Below are 25,102 nucleotides of genomic sequence, written 5' to 3'. Positions count from 1 at the left end.
GATGTCGCTGGGGCGCGGTCGGGGCTGCGGCCGGGCCGGCGCGGCGCCGCGTCAGCCGGACGGACGCAGCGCCGACCAGTCCCCCGCACGCACTCGCGCCACCGTGGTGCGCAGGGCCCGTTCGGGGTCCAGCCCCGCCGCCCGGGCCCGGAACACCAGCGCGAACAGCTCCGTCCCGAGCGCGGCCTCGTCCGGCCACACCGCCGCCGGGCGCTCCCCCGCCTCGGCGGCCGGCGCGGGGACGTGCGCGGCGAGCGGGTCCGGCTCCTGCCGGGCCGCGCGGTCGACCACCTTCGCGGCGGCGGCCAGCGCCGGCAGCCGGGCCGGGATGTCGCCGACGTCGAGGCCCGGGCCGGTGCCGCCGTCGTCGTGGGTCGGGGCGGCGGACGAGAGCCCCGCGGCGGCCCGCTCCTGCGCCTTGACCCGCTCCCAGGCCAGCTCGACGGCCTCGGGCGTGACGGCGGCGAGCTCCTCGGCCGGTCGCAGGCCGCCCTCGGGGGTGAGCACGAGCGGGTTGCGCCGGATCATCTTGGCGGTGAGGGCGTCGGCGGCGTCGTCCAGGCGGAACCCGGCCGTCTCCGCCGGGGCGCCCGGCTCCCGGGAGACGGCGGCGTGCAGCACCACCTGGAACAGGACGTCCCCGAGCTCGGCGGCCAGGGCGGGGTACGCGCCGTCGGCCCGACGCGCGGGCACGTCGGCCCACGCGGCGGCGTCGCGGGACTCGATCTCCGCCACCGCCTCGTACGCCTCCTCCACGAGGTACTCGGCGAGGTCGGCGTGGGTGAGCGCGGCCGTCCAGGGGCAGTGGTCGCGCAGGGCCTCGACCACCGCCACCAGACGGTCCACACTCGCGCTCACGGGCGGATCAGTCGTCCTCGTCCTCGTCGTCCAGCTCTTCGAGGACCGGGCCGACGGCGTCGCCGGAGATGACCTCGCCCCAGCCGGCCACGAGGATCTCGGCGAGGTCCTCGCGCTCGTCCACGGACAGGAAGGCGGCCTCGGCGGCGTTGAGCTGCAGGTCCAGCAGCTCGGAGAGCGAGTAGCCGAAGGTCTCGGCGAGCAGGTAGAGCTCGTCGGTCAGGGACACGTCCGAGACGAGCCGGTTGTCCGTGTTCACGGTGACGCGGAAGCCGAGCTGCACGAGCAGGTCGATGGGATGGCCCGCGATGCCCGCCGCGGCGTCCACCGCGCCGGTCTGCAGGTTCGAGGACGGGCAGACCTCCAAGGCGATCTGCCGGTCCCGCACCCACGCGGCGGTCTCGCCCAGGTCCACGATGCCGGTCAGCTCGTCCAGCTGCTCGCCGTCCTCGTCCACGCCGCCGTACTCCACCGAGATGTCCTCGACCAGGCGCACGCCGTGGCCCAGGCGCAGGGCGCGGCCGTCCACGAGGGCCGAGCGGACGGAGTCCAGGCCGTCGCCCTCGCCCGCGTGCACGGTGACGGGCAGGTGGTGGGCGGCCAGCCACGTGAAGGTGTCGGCGAAGCGGGAGGGCGGGAACCCGGCCTCGGCGCCCGCGATGTCGAAGCCCACGACGCCGACCTCGCGGTGGCGCACGGCCAGCTCGGCGATCTCCTGGGCCCGGTCGGCGTGCCGCATCGCGGTGACCAGCTGGCCCACGCGGATCACGTGGCCCGCGGCGTCGGCGGCCTCGACCGCCTCGTCCAGGCCGGCCTGCACCGCCTCGACGGCCTCGTCCAGGCTCAGCCCGCCGGCCAGGTGCTGCTCAGGGGCCCAGCGGATCTCGCCGTAGACGACGCCGTCGGCGACCAGGTCCTCGACGAACTCGCGGGCCACGCGGCGCAGCTGCTCGCGGGTCTGCATCACGGCGGTGGTCAGGGCGAAGACCTGCAGGTACTTCTCGAGGGACTCGCCGTTGGCGTGCTCGGCGATCCACTCGGCCAGGCCCTCGACGGTGTCCGCGGGGACCTCGACGCCGGCCTCGCGGGCCAGGTCGAGGACGGTGCCCACGCGCAGGCCGCCGTCGAGGTGGTCGTGGAGGGAGACCTTGGGCAGGACGGCCAGGTCGACCTCGAGCGGGGAGGGGGATGCGGTGTCCGGAAGCTGCGTCGTCGTCACGGGCGTCACTCTACGGCAGGGCGCTCAGCGCAGGGCCTCCTGCTCGGCCAGGGTGAGGCCCTTCACCCCGGCGCCCAGCCGGCGGCGCAGCAGGGCCTTGAGCAGGCGGTCCAGCAGCAGGCCCACGAGCGCGGCACCCGTCACGGAGACGGCGATCTGCAGCACCGGGTTCTCCAGCCAGCCCGCGGTCAGGCGCGCGATCATGATCGAGTACGCGGCCCAGCTGGCCGTGGAGAGCAGGTCCAGCGCCACGAACCGCACCGGCGGATAGCGGGTGGCGCCGGCCGTGAGGTTCAGGGCCACGCGGCCGCCGGGGATGAACCGGGCGGTGAACAGCAGCAGCGCGCCGTGACTGTGCAGGTGGTGGCGGGCGACCTCGACCGTGGCCCGCACCCGCCGCAGCCGCATCCACCGGAACCGCTCCACGCCCACGGCACGGCCGATCGCGTACGCGGCCACGTCCCCCAGGAACGCGCCCGCGAAGCCGACCCCCCACAGCGCCCACAGGGAGAACGGGTGCCCGTCGCGGACGATCGCGCCGAGGGCCACCAGCACCGACTCCGACGGGAAGATCGGCACGATGCCGTCGAGCAGGCACAGCAGCAGCGTCAGCGGCAGGACCCACCACTGCGCGGAGGCGTGGAGGATCGCCTCCTCGAGCCACGCGAGCATCCGGTCAGCCGATCCGGTCCAGGATCACGGAGCGCTCGCGCAGGGTCCGGGCGGCGGCGTCGTCGAGCTCGCCGACGGACCAGCCGCCGGCGAGCGCGGCCCTCGCCCGCTCGAAGCGCTCCGGCGTGTCCGTGTGCAGGGTCAGCACCTTCTGACCCCGGGCCACGCGCTCGCCGGGGCGCACGTGCACCTCGACGCCGGCCGCGGCCTGGACGGCCTGGCCCTGTCGCTCCCGCCCGGCGCCGAGGCGCCACGCGGTCAGGCCCACGGCCATCGCGTCCAGCTCGGTGAGGACGCCGTCCGTCTCCGCGACGACGTCCTCGGTGTGGGCCGCCGTCGGGAGGGCCGCGCGGGGGTCGCCGCCCTGGGCCTCGATCATCCGGTTCCACACGTCCATCGCCCGGCCGTTGGCCAGGTGCTCGGCCGGGTCCACGTCCGTGACCCCGGCGCCGGCGAGCATCGCGGCGGCGAGCGCCACGGTGAGCTCCACGACGTCGGCCGGGCCGCCGCCGGCGAGCACCTCCACCGACTCGCGGACCTCGAGGGCGTTGCCGGCCGTCCGGCCCAGGGGCACGGACATGTCCGTGAGCAGCGCCGAGGTGTCCACCCCGGCGTCCCGGCCGAGGTCCACCATGGTCCGGGCCAGCTCGCGGGCGGACGCCTCGTCCTTCATGAACGCGCCCGAGCCGCACTTGACGTCCAGCACAAGGGCGCCGGTGCCCTCGGCGATCTTCTTGGACATGATCGAGGAGGCGATCAGCGGGATGGCCTCCACCGTGCCGGTGACGTCGCGCAGGGCGTACAGGCGCTTGTCCGCCGGGGCCAGGCCCGAGCCGGCGGCGCAGATCACGGCGCCCACCTCGGAGAGCTGGCGCAGCATCGCCTCGTTGCTGAGGTCGGCCCGCCACCCGGGGATCGCCTCGAGCTTGTCCAGGGTGCCGCCAGTGTGGCCGAGGCCGCGGCCGGACAGCTGCGGCACCGCCACCCCGAAGGAGGCCACGAGCGGGGCCAGCGGTAGGGTGATCTTGTCCCCCACGCCGCCGGTGGAGTGCTTGTCCGCGGTGGCCAGGGGGCGGCCGTCCGGGGTGGTGAGCCCGCCGAAGTCCATGCGCTCGCCCGAGGCGATCATCGCGTCCGTCCAGCGGGCGATCTCGGCGCGGTCCATGCCGTTGAGCAGGATCGCCATGGCCAGGGCGGACATCTGCTCGTCCGCCACCACGCCGCGGGTGTACGCGTCCACCACCCAGTCGATCTGCTCGGGGGACAGCGTCCCCCGGTCCCGCTTGGTGCGGATCACCTCGACGGCGTCGAAGGGCTCGGCCTGCGGCTGCGCGGTCATGGGGTTCTCCTCGGAGGACGGCTGCGACGGTCAGCCTCCGACTCTAGCGAGCGGGCCCGGGAGCGCGCCGCAGGTCAGGGACGGTCCGCCCGCTCCAGGTCGGCCGGGCCGAAGGCGTCCGGCAGCACCGCGTCGATCCCCCGCTCCCCCGCCGGGGTGAGCAGCACGAGCCCGGGGGCGCGGAACTCGTACAGCAGCTGGCGGCACCGCCCGCAGGGCATGGTGAGCACGCCCTCGCCGTCCACGCACACGAACGCGGCCAGTCGGCCGCCCCCGCCCATGCGCAGGTCGGCCAGCAGCGCGCACTCGGCGCACAGGGTCAGCCCGTAGGACGCGTTCTCGATGTTGCAGCCCGAGACGAGGCGGCCGTCGTCGGTGAGCGCGGCGGCGCCCACCCGGAACCCCGAGTAGGGCACGTAGGCGTGCTCCGTGGCGGCCAGGGCCGCGGCCCGCAGCCGGTCCCAGTCCACGCGCGGCGCCGTCGTCGTGTGCTGCCCGTCCGCCACGGCTACTCCTTCACGTACGGCACGCCCGAGGCGGCCGGGCCGCGCGAGCGGCCCACGAGGCCGGCCACGGCGAACACCGTGACGAGGTACGGGAGCATCGCCATGAACTGGCTCGGCACCGGGGTGCCGAGGATCGCCAGGACGTACTGCATGTTGGTGGCGAAGCCGAACAGCAGCGCCGCGAAGAACGCGCCGATCGGGTTCCAGCGGCCGAAGATCACGGCCGCGAGCGCGATGAAGCCCTGGCCCGCCGTCATCTCCTTGGTGAAGGACGACGCGGAGACGAGCGTGAAGAACGCCCCGCCCATGCCGGCCACCGCACCGCCCAGCAGGACGGCGGCGTACCGCGTGCGGTTCACGTCGATGCCCACGGTGTCCGCGGCCTTGGGATGCTCGCCCACGGCGCGCACGCGCAGGCCCCAGCGGGTGCGGAACAGGGCGAACCACAGCGCGATCACGAGCAGGTACATCGCGTAGCCCAGGATCGTCTGGTCGAACAGGATGGGCCCGAGCACGGGGATGTCCGCCAGGCCCGGAATCCGCAGGTTCGGGAAGTGCGGCGGCGCGTTGAGCTCGGTGTCCCCGCCCGTGAGGACGGTGGAGTACAGGAAGCTCGTCAGGCCGGCCACGAGCACGTTGAGCACGACGCCGACGATCACCTGGTTGACCAGGTACTTGATCGAGAACACGGCGAGCAGCCAGGACACGAGGACGCCGGCCACGATGGCGGCGGCCAGGCCCGCCCAGGGCGAGCCGGTGGCGGTGCCGACGACGGCGGCCGTGAACGCGCCCGCCAGCAGCTGACCCTCGATCGCGATGTTCACCACGCCCGAACGCTCGGCCAGGATGCCGGCCATCGAGCCGAAGATCAGCGGGACGGCCAGTGCGAACGACCCGGCGATCAGGCCGGTGAGGAACACGGTGGTGTTGTCCGCCGAGCCGATCACCCAGATGAGGAACGCGGCCACGAACGCGACGGCGAACAGGGCGGCGGCCCAGCCGGGGGTGCGCCCCGAGCGCAGGGTCGCCAGCCAGGCCACCACGGTGAGCACCGCCATGAGCCCGACGAGCAGCCAGCCCCACAGCACGGGCTCGGCGGTCAGGTCCGGGAGCACGACGGCGTCGGACGCGTGGGAGAGCCGGAAGGTCGCCGTCGCCTCGGGGGCGCCGAGGGCGAAGACGGCCAGGGCCAGCAGGGTCAGGGCCGTCAGGGCGATCGGGGTGGTCCAGTGCCGGACCACGACCCGGGCGGGCTCGGCGGCCTCGGGGCGGACGACGTCGGCGTGGGGCCGGGCGGCGGTCGCGCTCATCGGGCGTCCCCCTTCTGCTCGTGCGGGCGATGGGTCGGGGCGGCGTCCGTGGGCTGGGTGGTCGGAGCCTGCGGGTCCGCGACGGCGGCGGCCGCGGCCTCCTGGACGCCCGTGGACGGGGCGGCGGCGTGGCCGCCGGCGCCGGTCAGCGCGGCGCCGGCCACGGCGGGCTGGGTCACGGGGTCGGCGGCGCGGCGGGCGCGGGCGGCGCCCGGGGCGGGCAGTCGGAAGATGACACGCACCAGCGGCGGGGCTGCGATGAGCAGCACGATCACGGACTGCACCACGAGGACGATGTCGACCGGCACCCCGGTCTCGGTCTGCATGGTCACGCCGCCGGCGCGCAGGGCGCCGAAGAGCAGACCCGCGAACAGCACGCCCACCGGGTGGGACCGGCCGAGCAGGGCCACCGTGATCGCGTCGAAGCCGAAGGACCCGGCCACGGAGGTGTTCAGCGTGCTCTCCGTGCCGGCCACGTGGGTGGCGCCGGCGAGGCCGGCGAGGCCGCCGGAGATCGCCATGGCGGCCACGTAGGAGCCCTTCACGGAGATGCCGGCCGTGCGGGCGGCGTCCGGGTTGGCGCCCACGGCGCGCAGGCGGAAGCCGAGGGTGGAGCGCTGCATCAGCCACCACGTGAAGAGCACGGCCAGCAGCGCGACGAAGAAGCCCCAGTGCAGCCGGAAGTCGGTCCCCAGCAGCCGCGGGAACATGGCGGAGCGGTCCAGCGGAGCGGACACCGGGTTCGTGGTGTCGGGCGCCCGCAGGACGGGGGTGTTCAGCAGGTACGCGAGCAGGTTCACCGCCACGTAGTTGAGCATGATCGTGAGGATCACCTCGTGCGCGCCCGTCCAGGCCTTGAGCACGCCCACGACGGAGCCCCACAGCACGCCGCCGAGCACGCCCATCACGACGACGAGCAGCAGGTGCACGCCGGGCGGCAGGTGCAGGTGCACGCCGAACCACGTGGCGAACATGGCGCCGAAGATGAACTGGCCCTGGCCGCCGATGTTGAACAGGCCCGCCCGGAAGGCGATGGCGATGCCCAGCGAGATGATGATCAGCGGGGTCGCCACGGTGAGGGTCTCGGTGAGCGGGTAGAGCATGCCCGTCGCGTCCGAGGCCCGGTAGTTGAAGACGGCGCCGCGGAACAGGGCCGCGAAGGCTCCGGCGAACGCGGCCCAGGCGGCGGAGAGCAGGTCGCCCGGGCGGGCGAAGAAATAGCCGGCGGCGTCGCGGACGTCCTCGTCCACGGCGATGATCAGCAGGCCGGAGATCAGCAGGGACAGCAGGATCGCCAGGGCGGTGACCGTGCCGTTGCCCGAGAGGATCCGGCGCAGGGCGGAGTCGGCGGGGGCGGGCCGGACGCGGGGGTCAGACGCGGGGGCCGGGCGCTGCGGGGCGGCGGTGCTCACGGGCGCTCTCCTTCCGTGGTGGGGTGGGCGGCGGGCGCCGCGCCGGCGGCGCCGGGCGTGCCCGCGGCGACGTCCGCGCCGGAGGCGAGGGCCGCGTCGTCGGGGGTCTGGCCGGCCATCATGAGGCCGAGCGTCTCGCGCGAGGTGTCCCCCGGCACGATGCCGACGATCCGCCCGTGGTACATCACGGCGATCCGGTCGGCCAGCTCGAGGACCTCGTCCAGCTCGGTGGAGACGATCAGCACGGGGGTGCCGGCGTCGCGCTCGGCGATGATCCGGTCGTGCAGGAACTCGATCGAGCCCACGTCCACGCCGCGCGTGGGCTGCGAGGCGATGAACAGGCGCAGCCCGTCCACGAGCTCGCGGGCCATGACGACCTTCTGCTGGTTGCCTCCCGAGAGGGAGGAGACCGGCAGGTCCACGCCCTGGGTGCGGACGTCGAACTCGGCCACGCGGCGCTCGGCGAGCGCCCGCACCGCGGCGGGGCGCATCTGCACGGCGTTGCCGGCCGGGGCGACGTCGTACCGGTTGAGCACCATGTTCTCCGCCACGGAGAACGGGCCGACGAGCCCGTCCGTGGAGCGGTCCTCGGGCACGAAGCCGACGCCGGAGCGGATGATCTGGCGGGTGGACCGGCCGATCAGCTCCCGGCCGTCCAGGGTGACGGAGCCGGTGGCCTTGACCAGGCCCATGATCGCCTCGGTCAGCTCGGTCTGGCCGTTGCCCTGCACACCGGCCACGGCGAGGACCTCACCCTGGCGGATGGCGAAGGACACGGCGTCCAGCAGCACCTGGCCCGTGGGCGAGACCACGGAGAGGTCCTCGACGCGGAACGTCTCCTCCCCCAGGGTCGGGGCCGTCTTGCGCCGCTCGAGGACGACGCTCCGGCCCACCATGAGGGCGGCCAGCTCGGCGGCCTCGGCGGAGGGGTCCGCCGTGCCGACCACGCGGCCGCGGCGCAGCACGGTGATGTCGTCCGAGACGGCCTTGACCTCGCGCAGCTTGTGGGAGATGAACACGATCGCCGTGCCGTCCGCGCGCAGCTGGCGGATGATGCCGAGCAGCTCGTCGGTCTCCTGCGGAGTGAGCACGGCGGTCGGCTCGTCCAGGATGAGGATGCGCGCATCGCGGACGAGGGCCTTGATGATCTCGACGCGCTGCTGCACGCCCACGGGCAGGTCCTCGACGACGGCGTCCGGGTCCACGTCGAAGCCGTACTGGGCGGAGATCTCCCGGATCCGCCGGCGGGTGGCCTCGAGGTCGAGCACGCCGAGGGCGCGCGTGTGCTCGTCGCCGAGGGCCACGTTCTCGGCCACCGTGAAGACGGGCACGAGCATGAAGTGCTGGTGCACCATGCCGATGCCCGCGCGCATGGCCTCACCGGGACCGGAGAACCGGACGGGCTCGCCGTCGAGCAGGATCTCCCCCTCGGTGGGCTCGTAGAGCCCGAAGAGGACGTTCATCAGGGTGGACTTGCCGGCGCCGTTCTCGCCGAGGAGGGTGTGCACCCGCCCCGACTCCACGGTCAGGTTCACGTCCTCGTTCGCGGCGAACGAGCCGAAGCGCTTGGTGATCCCGCGCAGTTCGAGCCTCATCGAGGGCCTTCCGTCTGGTCGATGCTCGTGATGCCGCGCTCGGCGGCGGGGGCGGGCCGGGCGCCCGCGCGCCGCGGGGCCGGTCCGGAGGGGTCCGGGCCGGCCCTGCGGCGGTGGCGAGGCGGGTCAGGCCTCCGGGGAGTACTCCGAGCCGACCTTCAGCTCGCCCGAGACGATCTTGGCCTCGAGGTCCTTGAGCTCGTCCTTGAGCTCCTGCGGCACCGTGTCCTCGAAGTCGTGGAACGGGGCCAGCTCGACGCCCTTGTTCTCCAGCGTGCCCACGTAGGGCTCGGCCGAGAACTCGTCCTTCAGGTCCGCGGCGATCACGTCGGAGACGGACTGGCCCATGTTCTTCTTCACCGAGGTGAGGATCAGGTTGCCGTCCTTGGTGGACTCGTAGCCGTCCGAGTCCGGCCAGATGACCTTGACGTCCTTGCCGCCCTGGTTCGCCTCGCGGACGGCGTCCAGGGTGCCCAGGCCCACGGGGCCCGCCACCGGCATCACGATGTCGGCGCCCTCGTTGATGAAGTTGGCGGTGTTCGTCTTGCCGTTGGCCACGTTCTGGAAGTCGCCCGTGAAGGAGCCGGTCTTCGCGTCCTTGTCCCAGCCCAGGACCTTGACGTCCTTGTCCTTGACCTCGTTGTAGTGCTCCACGCCGCGGGCGAAGCCGTCCATGAAGATGGTGACGGTGGGGATCTCCATGCCGCCGTAGGTGGCCACGGTGCCGGTCTCGGTGGTGCCCGCGGCCAGGTAGCCGGCCAGGAACGCCGCCTGCGCGGTGTCGTAGGTGAGCTTCTGGAAGTTGTCGCTGAAGTCGCCGTCGGTGACGTCCACGCCGAAGAAGTGGGTCTCGGCGTTCTGCGCGGAGACCGGCAGCATCGCCTTGCCGAGCATGAAGCCCACGCCGATGACGGCGTCGCAGTCGGCGTTGACCAGGGCGGTCACGTTCGGGGTGTACTCGCTGGGCTCGTTCGACTCGGCCTCGCTGGTGGTGATGCCGTAGGCCTTCTCGGCGGCCTTGAGGCCCTCGTAGGAGGACTGGTTGAAGGAGCGGTCGTCGAAGCCGCCCTCGTCCGAGACGATGCAGGCCTTGTAGTCCTTGTTGTCCGAGCCGACGCCGTCCACCGTGGCGATGGCCTCGCTCTCGGCGGCGCCGGAGCCCGAGGCCTCGGACTGCTCCGGCGGGGCGCCGCACGCGGTCAGCAGCAGGCCGGAGACGCCGAGCGCGGCGGCGGGGAGCAGGAGACGACGGCGGCGCGCGGCCGACGGGGTGGCGATGCCCATGGGGGTCCTCATTTCGGAAGGCAGGGTGCGAGGTTCGTGGCCGATGGCCGCGGAAAGACGGGGCCCGTGCGGGTGGCCCCGTCCGGATGTGCGCGAGTCTACCGAACGGTTGGCCCGTCCCCTCCGGCGGGTGCGGGCGGCGGGGTCAGTGGTGGTCCTCGCCCGTGAGCACCTGCAGCGCGGCGGCGGTGAAGACCCGCATGCCCACGCCGATGGCCCGCTCGTCCGGCGCGTAGTCCCCGCGGTGCAGATCGTAGATGGGGCCACCCGGGGACCGGGTGCCGAGGCGCAGCATGGAGCCGGGCACCTGCTGGGTCATCCAGGCGAAGTCCTCGCCGCCCATCGACTGCGGGGTCAGGAGGATCGCCCGCGAGCCGAGCTCCCGCCGCGCCGCGGTCTCGATCAGCGCCGTCTCGCCCTCGGTGTTGTGCACCGGCGGGACGCCGCGCACGTGCTCGAGCTGCACGTGCACGCCGTACGGCGCGGCCACCTGCCGGACCACCTCGTCGAGCAGCGCGCCGGCCTCCTCCCACACGTCCGCGTCGAGGCAGCGCATGGTCCCGGCCAGGTAGCCGGTGTTGTCGATCGCGTTGGGCGCGCTGCCGGCGGCGATCTGCCCCCACACCACGGAGACGGCCGAGCGCACGTCGATCCGCCGGGAGAGCACGGCGGGCACGTTCACGGCGATCTGGGACAGGGCGAAGACCATGTCCTCGGTGAGGTGGGGCCGCGAGGTGTGCCCCCCGCGTCCGGTGAGGGTGATCCGGATGGTGTCCGCCGCCGAGGTGATGGCGCCGATGCGGGTGCCGATCGAGCCGACGTCGACCTGCGGGTCGCAGTGCGCCGCCAGGATGCGGGGCACGTCGTCGAGGATCCCCTGGCGCAGCACGGACAGCGACCCGCCGGGCAGCCGCTCCTCCGCGGGCTGGAAGATGACGCGGACCGTGCCGTGGGCCCGCTCGCCGGCCGCGCGCAGGTCGGCGTCGGCGGTGGCCCCGCGGAGGATGCGGCCGAGGGCGACGGCCACCCCCGCCATGACGGCGGTGTGCATGTCGTGGCCGCACGCGTGCGCGACGCCGTCATTGACGGACACGTAGGGCAGGCCGGTCTCCTCCTCGACTGGCAGCGCGTCGATGTCGGCGCGCAGGGCCAGCACCACCGGCCCCTCCCCGACGTCCACGTAGGCGCCCGTGGACTCCATCCGCACGGGCGAGAGCCCGTAGCCGGAGAGCAGCTCCACGATGCGGTCGGTGGTGCGGTACTCCTCATAGGAGAGCTCGGGATGCCGGTGCAGGTCCCGGCGGAAGGACACGATCTCGTCCTCGAGCTCGGCCACCACGGGGCCCACCGAGGGGACGGAGGTCGGACGGGGCCCGGTCAGCACGGAGTCGGAGGTGGTCATGGCCCAGCACCCTACTCCGGGGGTGCCGGTCGATGGGGGCCGGACCCTGCCGGGGACACGGTCAGAGGACCTCGTCCACGCCCTCCGCCTTGAGCGCCTCGACGGCCTTCTTGACCTCCTGGGCGTGCTCCGTGGTGGTGACCAGCAGCGCGTCCTCGGTGTCCACCACGACGACGTCCTCGATGCCGATCAGCGCGATGACGCGCTTCGTGTCCGTCACCACGACGCCGGACGCGTCGTCCGAGTACACGCGCGGGGTGTCCCCGATCACCGTGATGCCGGAGGCGTCCTTGACCGGGTTCAGGCGGGCGATCGCCGCGAAGTCCCCCACGTCGTCCCACGTGAAGGAGCCGGGGATCACGGCCACGTCGCCGACGGCGGCGGCGGGCTCGGCCACGGCGTAGTCGATGGCGGTCTTCGTCAGCTCGGGCCACACCCGGGCCATGACCTCGTCCCGCTCCGGCGTCTCCCACGCGCGGGCGATCTCCATCAGGCCGGCGTGCAACGCGGGCTCGTTCTCCTCGAGGTGGGCCAGCATGAGGCCCACGGGCGCCACGAACATGCCCGCGTTCCAGAGGTAGCGGCCGGACTTCACGTACTGCTGGGCGACCTTCAGGTCCGGCTTCTCCACGAACGCGGCGACGTCGTGCGCGTCCGGAGCGCCGGCCACGCGGAGGCGGCGGCCCCGGCGGATGTAGCCGAAGCCCGTGGCCGCGTGCGTGGGCTCGATGCCGATGGTCACGATCCGGCCCGTGGCCGCCGTCTCGACGGCCTGCCGCACCGCGTCCTGGAAGACCTCCACCGGGGAGATCACCTGATCCGCCGCGAACGAGCCCATGATCGTGTCCGGGTCGCGCAGGGAGAGGATCGCCGCGGCCAGGCCGATGGCGGCCGCGGAGTCCTTCGGCGAGGGCTCGAGCACCAGATCCGTCTCCGCCAGGGCCGGCAGCTGCGTGCACACCGCCTCCCGGTGGGCCTCCCCGGTCACCACGAGCATGCCCGCGGCCAGGGGCGCCAGACGGTCCCACGTGGCACGGATCAGGGTCTGGCCCGAGCCGGTGAGGTCGTGGAGGAACTTCGGCGCGGCGGCCCGCGAGAGGGGCCACAGGCGGGTGCCCACGCCCCCGGCGGGGATCACGGCGTGGAAGCGGGACAGGGCCGTGCCCGGCGCGGCCTCGCGCGGGGCATCGGTCAGGTTCGGATCGGTGCTCACCGGGCCAGACTACGGAACCGTCCGGACAGCCGACCACTCGACGCGTCCCAGGCGGGGCACAGCCCACACCGAGCAGGACGGCGGCGGGGCGCCGTACGCGTCACAGTGGCCGCCCCGGTCCCCGATCGGGCACGGAGGCGCGGGAAGGGTCTACCCTAGGCGGAGGAATCCACTCGCACACGCCCCTGCCCGTCGTCGTCCCACGGCGGAGGACCGGGATCGTGCATTCCCCCTGGAGGTATCAACCGTGTCTAGCGCCACTGCGCAGGCCCCGGCCAAGAACGGCCGCGGAACCCTGTACCGGGGCCACGGCGGCATGTGGTCCTGGGTGGGCCACCGCGTCACCGGCGTCGTCATCTTCTTCTACCTGCTCGTCCACGTGCTGGACACGGCCCTGGTCCGGGTCTCCCCCGAGGCCTACAACGCCGTGATCGGCTCGTACAAGACGTGGTACTTCGCGCTCGGCGAGGCCGGCCTCGTCGCGGCGATCATCTTCCACGCCCTGAACGGCCTGCGCATCATCCTGGTCGACTTCTGGAAGGGCGGCACCCAGCACCACAAGACCCTGCTGTGGATCGTGCTGGGGCTGTGGGCCGTCCTGACCCTGGGCTTCGCCATCCGTCACTTCAGCCTCGCACTCGGAGGTCACTGAGCCATGAGCACCACCGCTGAGACCACCATCGCGGCGCCCCGCAGCCGCCGTCTGGACCCCAAGTACACGCGCGACGGCGGCGGCCGCGGCAACTTCGAGATGCTCGCCTGGCTGTTCATGCGCATCTCGGGCGTCTTCCTCGTCGTGCTGATCGCCGTGCACCTGACCACCAACCTGCTGGTGGGCGACGGCATCCACGCCGTCGACTTCGGCTTCGTGGCCGGCAAGTGGGCGCACCCGCTGTGGCAGTTCTGGGACCTGGCCCTCCTGTGGCTGGCCATGCTGCACGGCGCCAACGGCGTGCGCACGATCATCAATGACTACACCCGTCGCGGCACCGGCCGGTTCTGGCTGACGATGATCCTGTACATCGCCACGGCCGTGATCATCATCCTCGGCACCCTGGTGATCTTCACCTTCGATCCCTGCATGGTGGACGCCTCCGGCGCCCTGCTCGAGGGCTCCCCGGCCTTCTGCGGCTGACCCCGGAAACGCTCACCCTGCGGTGCGGCCGGCCCGAGCGGCCGCCGCGTCACAGACACCCAGAAAGAGAGACCTGAATGCAGGTGCACAAGTACGACGTGGTGATCGTCGGCGCCGGCGGCGCGGGCATGCGCGCGGCCATCGAGGCCGGTCAGCGCGCGCACACCGCCGTCCTCACCAAGATCTACCCCACGCGTTCCCACACCGGCGCGGCCCAGGGCGGCATGTGCGCGGCCCTCGCCAACGTCGAGGAGGACAACTGGGAGTGGCACACGTTCGACACCGTCAAGGGCGGCGACTACCTGGTGGACCAGGACGCCGCGGAGGTCATGGCCAAGGAGGCCATCGACGCGGTGCTCGACCTCGAGAAGATGGGCCTGCCCTTCAACCGCACCCCCGAGGGCAAGATCGACCAGCGCCGCTTCGGCGGCCACACCCGTGACCACGGCAAGGCGCCCGTGCGCCGCGCCTGCTACGCCGCGGACCGCACCGGCCACATGATCCTCCAGACGCTGTACCAGAACTGCGTCAAGCACAACGTGGAGTTCTTCAACGAGTTCTACGTGCTCGACCTGCTGCTGGTGGAGGAGGACGCCGTGCGCGAGGACGGCACCGCCTACAAGCAGAAGCGCACCGCCGGCGTCGTCTCCTACGAGCTGGCCACCGGCGAGATCCACGTCTTCCAGGCCAAGTCGGTCATCTTCGCCACCGGCGGCGCCGGCAAGGTGTACAAGACCACCTCGAACGCCCACACCCTCACCGGCGACGGCATGGCCATCGCCTACCGCGCGGGTCTGCCGCTCGAGGACATGGAGTTCGTGCAGTTCCACCCGACCGGCCTGGCCGGCCTGGGCATCCTGCTCTCCGAGGCCGCACGCGGCGAGGGCGGCATCCTCCGCAACGCGGACGGCGAGCGCTTCATGGAGCGCTACGCCCCCACCATCAAGGACCTCGCCCCGCGCGACATCGTGGCCCGGTCCATGGCCGAGGAGGTCCGTCAGGGCCGCGGCGCCGGCCCCAACAAGGACTACGTGCTGCTCGACCTGACGCACCTGGAGCCCTCGCACATCGACGAGAAGCTCCCGGACATCACCGAGTTCGCCCGCACGTACCTGGGCGTCGAGCCCTACACGGAGCCGGTGCCGGTGTTCCCCACCTGCCACTACTTCATGGGCGGCATCCCCACGAACATCAAGGCCGAGGTCCTCCAGGACAACGACACCGTCGTGCCGGGCCTGTACGCCGCCGGTGAGGTGGCCTGCGTGTCCGTGCACGGGTCCAACCGCCTGGGCACCAACTCGCTGCTGGACATCAACGTGTTCGGCCGCCGCGCCGGCATCTACGCCGCCGAGTACGCCGCGCAGGCGGACTGGGTGGAGCTGCCCGAGGGCGGCGAGCTGCCGACCGTGGAGCACATCGAGAACCTGCGCTCCGCCACCGGCTCCGAGCGCGTCGCGGACATCCGCGCCGAGCTCCAGGAGTCCATGGACGCGGACATGCAGGTCTTCCGCGACGAGGACTCGATCCGCCGCGCACTGGCCAAGATCGAGGAGCTGCGCGGGCGCTACGAGAACGTGTCCGTCCAGGACAAGGGCCACCGCTTCAACCTCGACCTGCTCGAGGGCATGGAGCTGGGCTACCTCCTGGACATCGCCGAGGCGATGACCCTCGCGGCCCTGGGCCGCAAGGAGTCCCGCGGCGGCCACTACCGCGAGGACTACCCCGATCGCGACGACGAGAACTTCATGGCGCACACCATGATCTACCGTGACGAGACCGCGGAGATGGAGGGCGTCAAGGGCATCCGCTTCGAGACCAAGCCCGTCGTCGTGACCCGTTACCAGCCGATGGAGCGTAAGTACTGATGAGCCACTCAGCAACCGAGACCGAGGCCCCCGTGGCCCAGGCGCAGACCCAGTCCGCCGGCGGCGGCGCAGGCGAGGTCGAGAGCTTCGACATCGTGCTCAAGGTCCGCCGCTACCTCCCGGAGTCCTCCGAGGAGTCCTACTGGGACGAGTGGCGCCTGACCATGTACGGCACCGACCGCGTGCTGGACGCCCTGCACAAGGTCAAGTGGGACCACGACGGCACCCTGTCGTTCCGCCGCTCCTGCGCCCACGGCGTGTGCGGCTCCGACGCCATGCGCATCAACGGGCGCAACCGCCTGGCCTGCAAGACGCTCCTGAAGGACCTCGACCTGTCCAAGCCCATCCTGGTGGAGCCCATCAAGGGCCTGCCGGTGGAGAAGGACCTGATCGTGGACATGGACCCGTTCTTCCAGTCCTACCGCGAGATCATGCCGTTCCTGGTCGCCGAGGGCCACGCGCCCACCAAGGAGCGCTACCAGTCCCAGGCCGACCGGGCGATCTACGACGACACCACGAAGTGCATCCTGTGCGCCGCGTGCACCTCGTCCTGCCCGGTGTTCTGGACGGACGGCCAGTACTTCGGCCCGGCCGCCATCGTCAACGCGCACCGGTTCATCTTCGACTCGCGTGACGAGGCCGGCGACATGCGCCTGGAGATCCTGAACGACAAGGAGGGCGTGTGGCGCTGCCGCACGACCTTCAACTGCACCGACGCGTGCCCCCGCGGCATCCAGGTGACCAAGGCGATCGCCGAGGTGAAGCAGGCCATCCTGGCCCGCCAGTTCTGATCCCCCGCACCACGACGGCGGCCCGTCTCCTCACGCGAGGAGGCGGGCCGCCGTCGTCGTGGGCGGAGCCCCTTCCGCCGAGGCCCGCAGACGCGCCGTCACCGGCCCGGCGTAGCGGCGTGTGTGCGGGCCTCAGCGCGGGGACGGGGGCGGGACCGGGGGCGGAGGCGGTGCGAGCTCAGCCGTCGAAGGCGGCGCGCGTCTCCCGCCGGTGCGCCACACGCAGCCACACCGCGCTCGATACGAGCATCCCGACGACGGCCCCCAGCACGACCGGCCCCCCTCCCCCGGCCTGCACCATCCGCCCGCCGTCGACCATCCAGAAGGCCGCCGTGAGCATCCCCAGCACCACGAACACGCTGCCCACGGGGCGCACCGCCCGGATCCGACGCGTGATGCCGGCCAGGAGCACCAGGGTCAGGACGACCACCGCCGCGGCGGCCACCGGCCACGCCCCCGCCGGGGTGAGGAACGCGGCGACGTCGGCGTCGGTGACCTCGCTCGCGCCCCAGGAGCGCGCCTCCAGCACGGCACGGGCGTAGCCGGGCGCCGACTGCAGCGCCAACACGCCCCCCACGCCGGCCGCGCTCAGTGCGCCCGTGACGGCCGTGACGGTCTGGAACAGGCGCAGGGGACGCAGGGCCGCGCGATCGGGGGCGGGGTCGCGGTCCGTGGCGTCGTGGGGATCGTCGGCGAGGGGGTGCATGCCCCCATCATGCCCGGCGGCGCAGGAAGGTCGTCGCGAGGCCCGGGTTGAACGCGCACACGAGCCAGGCCGCGTTCACGACCGCGAACAGCCCGCCCAGGACCAGGGGCAGCACGACGTCCCCGGCGGGGAAGACGAACAGGCGGATGGTCCCCAGCAGGGTCACGAAGATGGCGATCGAGGCGAACAGGGCGCCCATGATGCGCGCCGTGTTGCTGCGCCGGGTCAGGCCGACGAGGACGATCGCGTAGACCGCCAGGCCCAGCAGGGTCGCGAACCAGACGCTGCCGGTGAGGGCGCCCTCGATCGCCTCGGCGGTCATCGCGGGCGACTGCGCGCTGCCCTCCGGCAGCGAGTCCGCGACGTCCTGGGCCGCGCCCGGGAGGAGGTTGCGCAGGATCGACGCGGCGTAGAGGACCGCGGATGCCACCGTCAGCCCGAGCAGCGCCCGGAACACGCCGGGGGTACGGGCGTCGGGGCGGATCAGCGGGCGGGCGTCCGGACCGGAGTGCCCGGCGATGCGCCGCCGCGCCTCATCCGGGCCCACTTCGGGCCGCCCGCCGCCGTCCAGGTCGTCGGGATGGGGGGACACGGGATGCGGGGGTCGATGATCGGAGGCCATGTCGCCATGGTCTCCGCTGGCCGACGCCGGGGCGAGGGCTGGCGACCCCGGACTCGCCGCCGGCGAACGGCGTCGGGATCAGGCGCGGCGGCCCTGACGGGTGTAGGCCGCGACCTGCGGGTTGAAGGCCTTGACCAGCCACAGGATGTTCACGATCACCAGCGCCAGGCTCAGCACGGAGGCCAGGACGCCGCCGATGCCGGGGAAGGTCACGAAGGAGAAGATGCCGCCGACGGCGCTGAGGGTGCCCAGGATCGCCAAGACGATGCCGAGGATGCGGGCCCAGTTCTCGGCCCTGCGGAGGTTGAAGTACACCAGGGCGTACAGGGCCACGCCGATGAGCAGGACGATGATCGAGCCCACCGTCACGGAGGCGCCCACGACGGGCGCGATCTCCTCCACCTGCTCCGGGGTGAGGCCGCTCTGGCGAAGGGAGTCCCGCATGCGTTCGATGCTCTCCTCGCCGCCGAACAGGGCCGGCAGGGAGGACAGCACGTACAGCGCGAGCGACGTGAGCGTCAGCGTCAGGAGGGCGGGGAACGCGGTCGGCTCCGGGACGACCCCGTACGGGCTGCCCGGCTGGGCGCCGTAGCCCGGGGCCGCGTAGGGCTGCGTGCCGTAGCGGGAGCCCGCGGCGGGCTGACCCGGGTTCGGGTCCTGGTGCGGTCGATCGGTGGTCATGGTGTGCTCCTCGGTGTCGTGGGTGACGGTGATGGCGGTGACGGACGCGGCGGCAGCATCACTCGTGGCGCAGGGCCTCGATGGGATCCTTCCGGGCCGCACGCAGGGCGGGCAAGGTGCCGGCGATGAACGCGATGGCCACGATCAGCAGCAGGATCAGCAGCAGGGCGAGGGGGTTGACGGCGAACAGGACCAGGCCGGTGACGCCGCTGAGGGGGCCGGTGGTCAGCACCTGGTTCGCGATGAGGCCGACGGCGACGCCCAGGCCGATGCCGATCAGCGAGCCGAGCAGGCCGATCACGACGGCCTCCATGGTGAACAGGCCGAAGATCTTCCCGCCGGTCATGCCGAGGGCCTTCATGAGGCCGATCTCCCGGGTGCGCTCCTGCACCGCCATGAGCAGGGTGTTGATGATGCCGAAGCTGGCGGCGAGCAGGGCGATGAGCGCGAAGCCGGTGAGCACCCACGTGACGGCGTCGATGATGCCGCGGATCACGCCGAGCTGCTCCTCGAGGGTCTGTGCCAGCAGGCCCTGGTCGGCCAGCGCCTGCTTCACGGCCTCCTCGTTCGCCTCCGGGTCCTCGACGATCGCCGTGGCCTGGAAGTAGGTGTCCCGCTGGGACTCCGGCAGGCCCTCCGTCGTGATGTCGTAGATCGCCTGCTCGAGCGACTCCGACGGCGTTGGGGCGGTGCCCGCACCGGACGCGGCCGCCTCCGTCACACCGACCACGGTGGCCTTCACGGACTTCTGCTCCTGCAGCGGGGTCGCCGCCACGACGGTCAGCTCCGTGCCGATCAGGTCCTCGGCGTCGCCGGCGCCCAGGTCCGCCACCCACGACTCGGGCATGGCGATCTCGTCGGCGCCGGCCTCGGGGGCACGGCCGGCGGAGAAGGTGAGCATGTCGATCTCACCGGAGCTGCCCATGAAGCCGGTCTGCCACTTGCGGTCGTCCGGGCCCTGGATGTACTCCGGCTCGGCCACCCGATAGGTCTTCACCTCGGTGACGTGCTCGGTGTCCTCGATCGCGGCGAGGTCCTCCTGCGTGAGCAGCGGCATGCCGAACATCTCGCCGCCGGCGGCGTCCTGCTCCGTGTACTCCTGGGGCGAACCGCTCGCCGCGCCGGCCGAGGACATGTCCTGCTGCTTCATCACGGTCAGCTCGCCGGGCTTGCCGAAGCCCTCGACCACGTTGTCCACGTACTTGTTGATGCCCGCGCCGAGCCCCGTGGTGAGGGTCAGCGTGAATGCGCCGATCACGATCGCGACGACGGTGAGGAAGGTGCGCAGCTTGGAGCGCATCGTGTTGGCGAGCGCCGTGCCCGCGACGTCGGTGACCTTCATGCCCGTGCTCCGTCCCGCTCGGTGCCGACGCGCTCGTCGGCGATGACCACGCCGTCCTGCAGCTCGACGCGACGGTCGCACTTCGCGGCCAGGTCGTCGTCGTGCGTGACCACCACGAGGGTGATGCCCTCGTCCCGGTGCAGGCCGAAGAGGATGTCCTCCACGGCCGCCGAGGTGGCGGAGTCCAGGTTGCCCGTGGGCTCGTCCGCGAAGAGCACCGTCGGGTTGTTCACGAGCGCGCGGGCGATGCACACGCGCTGCTTCTGGCCGCCGGAGAGGTCCGTGGCCTTGTTCTTCGCCTTGTCCGCGAGCTCGAGCCGCTCGAGCACCGCCATGCCGCGGCGGGTGCGCTCGGCCCGGCCCACGCCGGCGATCTTCAGCGGCAGCACGGTGTTCTCCAGGACCGTCTGGTTCGGGTTCAGGAAGAACTGCTGGAACACGAAGCCGAACCGCTCGTTGCGCAGCTGCGAGATCTCCGCGGCCTTGAGCTGGGAGACGGGACGGCCGTCCATCGCGACGACGCCGGCGGAGGGCTGGTCCAGCAGCGCCAGCAGGTGCATCAGGGTGGACTTGCCGGAGCCGGACTTGCCGACGACGGCCAGGGACTCGCCGCGCTGGATCTGCAGGGTGATGCCCTTCAGCGCGTCGAAGCGGGACGCCCCGCGGCCGTAGACCTTGACGAGGTTCTCCGTCTCCAGGACGGGTTCGGCCCCGGGCGGGACCTCGGCGACCCCGGGGGTCGCGACTGCGGTGGACATGGCTCCGGCACTCCTCTGTCGGTGGGGCACGCCCCCACGGCGGCAGGAGCGGGGGCGGTGCCTCCATCCTGACAGCCGCGCACACGCCGCCGCCTCCACCTCGAGTCGGAGAAACACGACGACCCGCATCCCCCGCAGGTCGGGGACGCAGGCCGTCGTCGGGGAGGCCGGTGCGGTCCGGCTCAGCGCAGCGGCGGCAGGAAGCCGACCTTGGCGTAGACGTCCTCGAGCACGGGCGTGGCCACGGCGCGGGCCTTCTCGGCGCCGGCGGCGAGGATGCGGTCCAGCTCGGCGGGGTCGTCCAGCAGCGCGAGGGCGCGCTCGCGCACGGGGGCCAGGCGCTCGACGACGGCGTCCGCCACCGCGACCTTGAGGTGCCCGTACATCTTGCCGACGAACTCCTCCTCGAGCTGCGGGATCGGCGTGCCGGACACCGCGGAGAGGATGGTCAGCAGGTTGGAGACGCCGGGCTTGGCCTCGCGGTCGAAGCGCACCTCGGTGCCGTCGTCGGTCACGGCCGACTTGATCTTCTTGGCGGTCTTCTTCGGCTCCTCGAGGATGTTGATGAGCCCGTTCGGGGACGCCGCGGACTTGGACATCTTCGACGTGGGGTCCTGCAGGTCGTAGATGCGCGCGCCGGTCTCCGGGTAGAAGCCGGTGGGCACCACGAACGTCTCGCCGTAGCGATGGTTGAAGCGCTGGGCGAGGTCGCGGGTGAGCTCCACGTGCTGGCGCTGGTCGTCGCCCACGGGCACGCCGTGCGGCTGGTAGAGCAGGATGTCCGCGGCCATGAGCATGGGGTACGCGAGCAGGCCGACGCCGGCCGCGTCCGCGCCCTGCTTGGCGGACTTGTCCTTGAACTGGGTCATCCGCATGGCCTCGCCCATGCCGGTCATGCAGGTCAGCACCCAGGCAAGCTGCGCGTGCTCGGGCACCTGGGACTGGACGAACAGCGTGGAGCGCTCGGGGTCGATGCCGCCGGCGATGAACTGCGCGGCGGCCACCCGCGTGCGCTCCGCCAGGGCTGCCGGGTCCTGGGGCACGGTGATGGCGTGCAGGTCGGGGATGAAGAAGAACGCCTCGAAGTCGGCCTGGGTGCGCTCCCAGTTCACGAGGGCGCCGAGGTAGTTGCCCAGGTGGAGGGAGTCCGCCGAGGGCTGCATGCCGGAGAGCACGCGGTGCCGGGCGGACGCGCCGGCCAGGTGGGCGGTGGCGGCGGCGTCCTGGGCCAGGACGTCCTGGACGGAGTTCTTCTTCATGGTCATCTCAGCCTCGGGTCTCTCCTGCACGGTCAGAACTGGTAGTCGACCACGAGCGGGGCGTGGTCGGAGAAGCGGGTGCCCCAGCTGGGGGCGCGGTCCACGACGGCGGTCCTCGCCCGCTCGGCCAGGCCCGCGGTCGCCATGTGGTAGTCGATGCGCCATCCGGCGTCGTTGTCGAAGGCCTTGCCCCGCATGGACCACCACGTGTACGGGCCCGGCACCGGCCCGGCGAGGGCTCGGTGCACGTCCGTGAAGCCGAGCTCGCCGAAGAACCGGTCGAAGTAGGCGCGCTCCTCCGGCAGGAAGCCGGCCTTCTTCACGTTGCCCTTCCAGTTCTTGATGTCCAGCTCGGTGTGGCCCACGTTGAGGTCGCCCGTGACGAGGGCGTGCCCCTCCCCCGCGGCCAGCTCGGAGAGGCGGCGGACCATCTCGTCGAGGAACCGGTACTTGTCCACCTGCTTCGGGGTGTCGACCTCGCCCGAGTGCACGTACGCGGAGACCACGGTCAGCGGCGAGCCGTCCGGCAGGCGCAGGTCGGCCTCGATCCAGCGGCCGGCATCGTCGAAGTACCCGTCGGCGTCGGCGATGCCCGTGCGGACCTCGCCCAGCGGGAACCGCGAGGCGATCGCGACGCCGGCCCGCCCCTTGGCGGCGGCCACGGCGTCGGCCAGGTGCACCTCGTCCCAGTCCTCGCCCACGATCTCGCGGACCAGCTGCGCCGTGACGTCCGCGGGGGCGCGCACCTCCTGGAGGGTGAGCACGTCCACGCCGCGGCCGGCGAACCACTCCCGCATGCCCTTGCGGTGCGAGGCGCGGATGCCGTTGACGTTCACGGTGGCCACGCGCACGGCGCCGTCGGCCTTGGGCGCCCCGGCGTTGGCGTGCACCACGGGCTCGCCCTCGGCGGGCTCGGGGTACTTCCCGGTGACGGGGTCCTTCTCGGGCAGCGCCGTCATCAGCCGATCACCGTCCCGCTCACCGGACCCTCGGCGCCACCGGCCCGGGACTCCTTGATCATGTCGCGGGCGTTGGAGGCCGTGATGTCGATGGTCTCCAGGGCGCGGTCCACCATCTCGCGGTCCATGCCCTCGCCCGCGGCGAGCTGCTCGCGCACCACGCGCACCTGCACCTGGGCGATCTTGAACGAGTGGTCCAGCTTGGTGTCCCGCAGGGGGTCCGCGGCCGGCGCCGACGGGGCCACCGCGGGGGCGGCGGCGTCGGTGTCCCGGCCGCGCAGGGCGGCGACGTCGGCGCGGGCGTTCTGCATGGCGGTGTCCACCTTGCGGCCCGCGGCCTGGACGCCGCGGCGCATCTGCAGGAACACGACCACCGCGAACACGAGCCAGCCGGCGGCGACGGCGACCACGAGCCACCCGATCACGTCGTTCTGGTTCGCGGCGAAGATGATCGCCACGATCAGGATGACGATCATCGCGACGAAGCCGAGCGATCCCACGCGCAGGCCGGCGCGGGGGCCGCGGCGCGCGCCGTCGGGACCGGGGGTCAGGGACTGGGACATGGGTGCTCCTCCGGAGGGGCTCGTGGGGTCTGCCCTCCATCATCCCGCATCGTGGGGTGCGCTCCGAATCGGGCGTCCCGCGTCGGCGCCTATCCTGAGGCGATGACCCCCCGCCCCCCGCGCCCCGCCGACCCCGCGTCCGGGGCCTTCACCTCCGACCAGCGCCGCATCCTCACCGCGCTGCTCATGCCGCTCTTCCTCGCTCTGATGAGCGTGTCCGTGGTGAACGTGGCGCTGCCGGCCATCGAGTCGGGCCTGGACGCCACGAGCGCGGATCTGCAGTGGGTGCTGGCGGGGTACACGCTGACGTTCGGCACCGTGCTCGTGGCCGCGGGCCGCGCCGGCGACCTGTGGGGCCGCAAGAGCCTGTTCCTGGCGGGCATCACGCTGTACATGCTCGGCTCCCTGCTCTCCGGCCTGGCCGGGGACACCCTGCTGCTCAACGCGGGGCGCCTGCTCACGGGCCTGGGCGCGGGTGTGTTCAACCCCCAGGTCATCGGGTTCATCCAGTCGAACTTCCACGGCCGCGCCCGCGGGCGGGCCTACGGGCTCTTCGGCACCGTGGTGGGCCTCGGCGTGGCCGTGGGACCCCTGCTCGGCGGGCTGTTCCTCGGCGCGTTCGGTCCCGAGTGGGGCTGGCGCTCCACGTTCCTCATGAACGTGCCCGTGGGCCTGGCCGCCGTCGCGATGGGCGCCCTCTGGCTGCCGCCGCCCACCCGCGTGCACGGCCTGCCCGCCGCCCCCGGACCGCGCGGGATCGCCGCGCTCGACCCGGTGGGCGCCCTGCTGCTCGGTGCCGGCGGGGTGAGCCTCATGGTGCCGTTCATCGTCCCGGGCACCGCCGGGCTGCTGGTGCTCGCCGCCGCGCTCGTGACGGCGTGGTGGCTCTGGGAGAAGCGCGTGAAGGCCCGGGCGGCGGCCACCGGCGTGCAGCCCATGGTGGACCCGACCCTGTTCCGGCGGCCGTCCTTCACGATCGGCGCGCTCGAGTCCACCATCTACCTGGCGACGATGCCGGCGGTGTTCGCGATCGTGGCGATCTTCCTGCAGCGCGGCATGGGGTTCACGCCGCTCGAGGCCGGCCTCGTGGGCCTGCCCGGCGCCGTCGTCGTGGCCTCCCTGTCCCCGTGGGTGGGCTCGATGGTGCAGCGGCGCGGGCCCGTGCTCGTGCTGCTCGGCGCCCTCGTGGGCCTCGTGTCGCTGGGGGTGCTCGCGCTCGCGTTCGAGCGCAGCGCGGCCGGCGCGTGGTCGCCGTGGATCGTGGGGGTGGGGCTGATCGTGCAGTCGGCCTCGCAGGCCCTGCTGCTCACCAGCACGCAGGTGCTGATGATGGACGACGTCGCCGGCCACGAGGCGGGGGCGGCTGGCGGCGTCGCCCAGACGGCGCAGCGCCTCGGCACCGCCCTGGGCCTGTCCGTGGTGACGGGCGCGTTCTTCGCGGCCCTGGCCGGCGCCGCAGCCCAGAGCGCCGGGCCGCCGTCGGCCGCGGCGTACGCACACGCGGCCTCGACCGCCATGGGCATGGTGGCCGTGTGCTGGGCGCTCACCGCCGCGGTCGCGGCCCTGGACGTGGTCCGGCGGCGCCGCGCGGTGCGCGCGGCCTGACCGGCC

General features: G+C 72.8%; 24 protein-coding genes. 5 read left to right on the top strand and 19 right to left on the bottom strand.

Annotated features, from left to right (window positions below):
* Positions 1-51: 51 nt before the first annotated feature.
* The 11 genes from AC3RKA_RS02320 to AC3RKA_RS02270 all read right to left on the bottom strand — a co-directional run bounded on the left by AC3RKA_RS02320 (position 52) and on the right by AC3RKA_RS02270 (position 12,810).
* Complete coding sequence (locus AC3RKA_RS02320; RefSeq protein ID WP_489727427.1) at positions 52-858, bottom strand: MazG nucleotide pyrophosphohydrolase domain-containing protein; 807 nt, start codon at positions 856-858, stop codon at positions 52-54.
* A 7-nt stretch (positions 859-865) separates the two neighbouring features.
* Entirely contained in the window at positions 866-2,077 is a 1,212-nt protein-coding gene (locus tag AC3RKA_RS02315) for an adenosine deaminase (protein WP_489727426.1), read from the bottom strand.
* Positions 2,078-2,101: 24 nt separating this feature from the next.
* Positions 2,102-2,749, bottom strand: a complete 648-nt coding sequence (locus AC3RKA_RS02310; protein WP_041102914.1) for a DedA family protein — start codon at positions 2,747-2,749, stop codon at positions 2,102-2,104.
* A 4-nt stretch (positions 2,750-2,753) separates the two neighbouring features.
* A complete protein-coding gene (locus AC3RKA_RS02305; RefSeq protein WP_489727425.1) occupies positions 2,754-4,088 on the bottom strand; it encodes a thymidine phosphorylase in 1,335 nt (444 codons plus the stop codon).
* 74 nt (positions 4,089-4,162) lie between these two features.
* Positions 4,163-4,594, bottom strand: a complete 432-nt coding sequence (locus AC3RKA_RS02300; RefSeq protein ID WP_010079337.1) for a cytidine deaminase — start codon at positions 4,592-4,594, stop codon at positions 4,163-4,165.
* A 2-nt stretch (positions 4,595-4,596) separates the two neighbouring features.
* On the bottom strand, positions 4,597-5,904 hold the full coding sequence (locus tag AC3RKA_RS02295; RefSeq protein WP_144824687.1) for an ABC transporter permease: 1,308 nt from the start codon (positions 5,902-5,904) through the stop codon (positions 4,597-4,599).
* Positions 5,901-7,316 carry an ABC transporter permease gene (locus AC3RKA_RS02290; RefSeq protein WP_489727424.1) on the bottom strand — a complete coding sequence of 472 codons (1,416 nt, stop codon included), beginning with the start codon at positions 7,314-7,316 and terminating at the stop codon, positions 5,901-5,903. Before AC3RKA_RS02290 ends, AC3RKA_RS02295 begins: the two co-directional genes overlap by 4 nt.
* Positions 7,313-8,911, bottom strand: coding sequence for an ABC transporter ATP-binding protein (locus AC3RKA_RS02285; RefSeq protein WP_206399991.1), 1,599 nt, complete (start codon positions 8,909-8,911; stop codon positions 7,313-7,315). The genes AC3RKA_RS02290 and AC3RKA_RS02285 overlap by 4 nt, the downstream gene beginning before the upstream one ends.
* Positions 8,912-9,037: 126 nt before the next feature.
* Positions 9,038-10,195, bottom strand: coding sequence for a BMP family lipoprotein (locus tag AC3RKA_RS02280; protein WP_489727423.1), 1,158 nt, complete (start codon positions 10,193-10,195; stop codon positions 9,038-9,040).
* Between the two features lie 145 nt (positions 10,196-10,340).
* Positions 10,341-11,597, bottom strand: a complete 1,257-nt coding sequence (locus AC3RKA_RS02275) for an amidohydrolase (protein WP_216879714.1) — start codon at positions 11,595-11,597, stop codon at positions 10,341-10,343.
* A 61-nt stretch (positions 11,598-11,658) separates the two neighbouring features.
* Complete coding sequence (locus tag AC3RKA_RS02270) at positions 11,659-12,810, bottom strand: mannose-1-phosphate guanylyltransferase (RefSeq protein ID WP_002856569.1); 1,152 nt, start codon at positions 12,808-12,810, stop codon at positions 11,659-11,661.
* A 247-nt stretch (positions 12,811-13,057) separates the two neighbouring features.
* Between AC3RKA_RS02270 and sdhC the strand changes: the two genes are divergently transcribed.
* The 4 genes from sdhC (at position 13,058) to AC3RKA_RS02250 (ending at position 16,601) form a co-directional block, all read left to right on the top strand.
* Positions 13,058-13,462, top strand: coding sequence for a succinate dehydrogenase, cytochrome b556 subunit (gene sdhC, locus AC3RKA_RS02265; protein ID WP_002856571.1), 405 nt, complete (start codon positions 13,058-13,060; stop codon positions 13,460-13,462).
* A 3-nt stretch (positions 13,463-13,465) separates the two neighbouring features.
* On the top strand, positions 13,466-13,945 hold the full coding sequence (locus AC3RKA_RS02260; protein ID WP_049161368.1) for a succinate dehydrogenase hydrophobic membrane anchor subunit: 480 nt from the start codon (positions 13,466-13,468) through the stop codon (positions 13,943-13,945).
* 77 nt (positions 13,946-14,022) lie between these two features.
* Positions 14,023-15,810 carry a succinate dehydrogenase flavoprotein subunit gene (gene sdhA / locus AC3RKA_RS02255; RefSeq protein ID WP_069941877.1) on the top strand — a complete coding sequence of 596 codons (1,788 nt, stop codon included), beginning with the start codon at positions 14,023-14,025 and terminating at the stop codon, positions 15,808-15,810.
* Complete coding sequence (locus AC3RKA_RS02250) at positions 15,810-16,601, top strand: succinate dehydrogenase iron-sulfur subunit (protein WP_036381948.1); 792 nt, start codon at positions 15,810-15,812, stop codon at positions 16,599-16,601. Before sdhA ends, AC3RKA_RS02250 begins: the two co-directional genes overlap by 1 nt.
* A gap of 178 nt (positions 16,602-16,779) precedes the next feature.
* Here AC3RKA_RS02250 and AC3RKA_RS02245 read toward each other — a convergent pair whose 3' ends face one another.
* From AC3RKA_RS02245 to AC3RKA_RS02210, 8 genes are all read right to left on the bottom strand, one after another.
* Positions 16,780-17,307, bottom strand: coding sequence for a hypothetical protein (locus tag AC3RKA_RS02245; RefSeq protein WP_095695385.1), 528 nt, complete (start codon positions 17,305-17,307; stop codon positions 16,780-16,782).
* A 7-nt stretch (positions 17,308-17,314) separates the two neighbouring features.
* A complete protein-coding gene (locus AC3RKA_RS02240) occupies positions 17,315-17,899 on the bottom strand; it encodes a hypothetical protein (protein ID WP_336265313.1) in 585 nt (194 codons plus the stop codon).
* 108 nt (positions 17,900-18,007) lie between these two features.
* On the bottom strand, positions 18,008-18,610 hold the full coding sequence (locus tag AC3RKA_RS02235; protein WP_336265311.1) for a hypothetical protein: 603 nt from the start codon (positions 18,608-18,610) through the stop codon (positions 18,008-18,010).
* A gap of 58 nt (positions 18,611-18,668) precedes the next feature.
* The gene (locus AC3RKA_RS02230) at positions 18,669-19,952 is read right to left on the bottom strand and encodes an ABC transporter permease (protein ID WP_489727422.1); all 1,284 of its coding nucleotides are present in this window, start codon (positions 19,950-19,952) and stop codon (positions 18,669-18,671) included.
* Positions 19,949-20,710 (bottom strand): ABC transporter ATP-binding protein, encoded by a 762-nt coding sequence (locus tag AC3RKA_RS02225; protein ID WP_010079352.1) that lies wholly within the window; start codon positions 20,708-20,710, stop codon positions 19,949-19,951. Before AC3RKA_RS02225 ends, AC3RKA_RS02230 begins: the two co-directional genes overlap by 4 nt.
* Positions 20,711-20,892: 182 nt before the next feature.
* Positions 20,893-21,975 carry a tryptophan--tRNA ligase gene (gene trpS / locus AC3RKA_RS02220; protein ID WP_002856591.1) on the bottom strand — a complete coding sequence of 361 codons (1,083 nt, stop codon included), beginning with the start codon at positions 21,973-21,975 and terminating at the stop codon, positions 20,893-20,895.
* A 26-nt stretch (positions 21,976-22,001) separates the two neighbouring features.
* Positions 22,002-22,928, bottom strand: coding sequence for an exodeoxyribonuclease III (locus tag AC3RKA_RS02215; RefSeq protein ID WP_063188981.1), 927 nt, complete (start codon positions 22,926-22,928; stop codon positions 22,002-22,004).
* Complete coding sequence (locus AC3RKA_RS02210; RefSeq protein ID WP_060775500.1) at positions 22,928-23,491, bottom strand: hypothetical protein; 564 nt, start codon at positions 23,489-23,491, stop codon at positions 22,928-22,930. Before AC3RKA_RS02210 ends, AC3RKA_RS02215 begins: the two co-directional genes overlap by 1 nt.
* Before the next feature lie 102 nt (positions 23,492-23,593).
* Between AC3RKA_RS02210 and AC3RKA_RS02205 the strand changes: the two genes are divergently transcribed.
* Positions 23,594-25,096 carry an MFS transporter gene (locus AC3RKA_RS02205; RefSeq protein WP_489727421.1) on the top strand — a complete coding sequence of 501 codons (1,503 nt, stop codon included), beginning with the start codon at positions 23,594-23,596 and terminating at the stop codon, positions 25,094-25,096.
* The last annotated feature ends 6 nt before the right edge of the window (positions 25,097-25,102 follow it).

It is taken from the genome of Micrococcus sp. iso_229 (genome assembly GCF_058072725.1).
The sequence above is the reverse complement of the archived record's forward strand: the minus strand, read 5'-3'. Positions and strand labels throughout refer to the sequence as shown.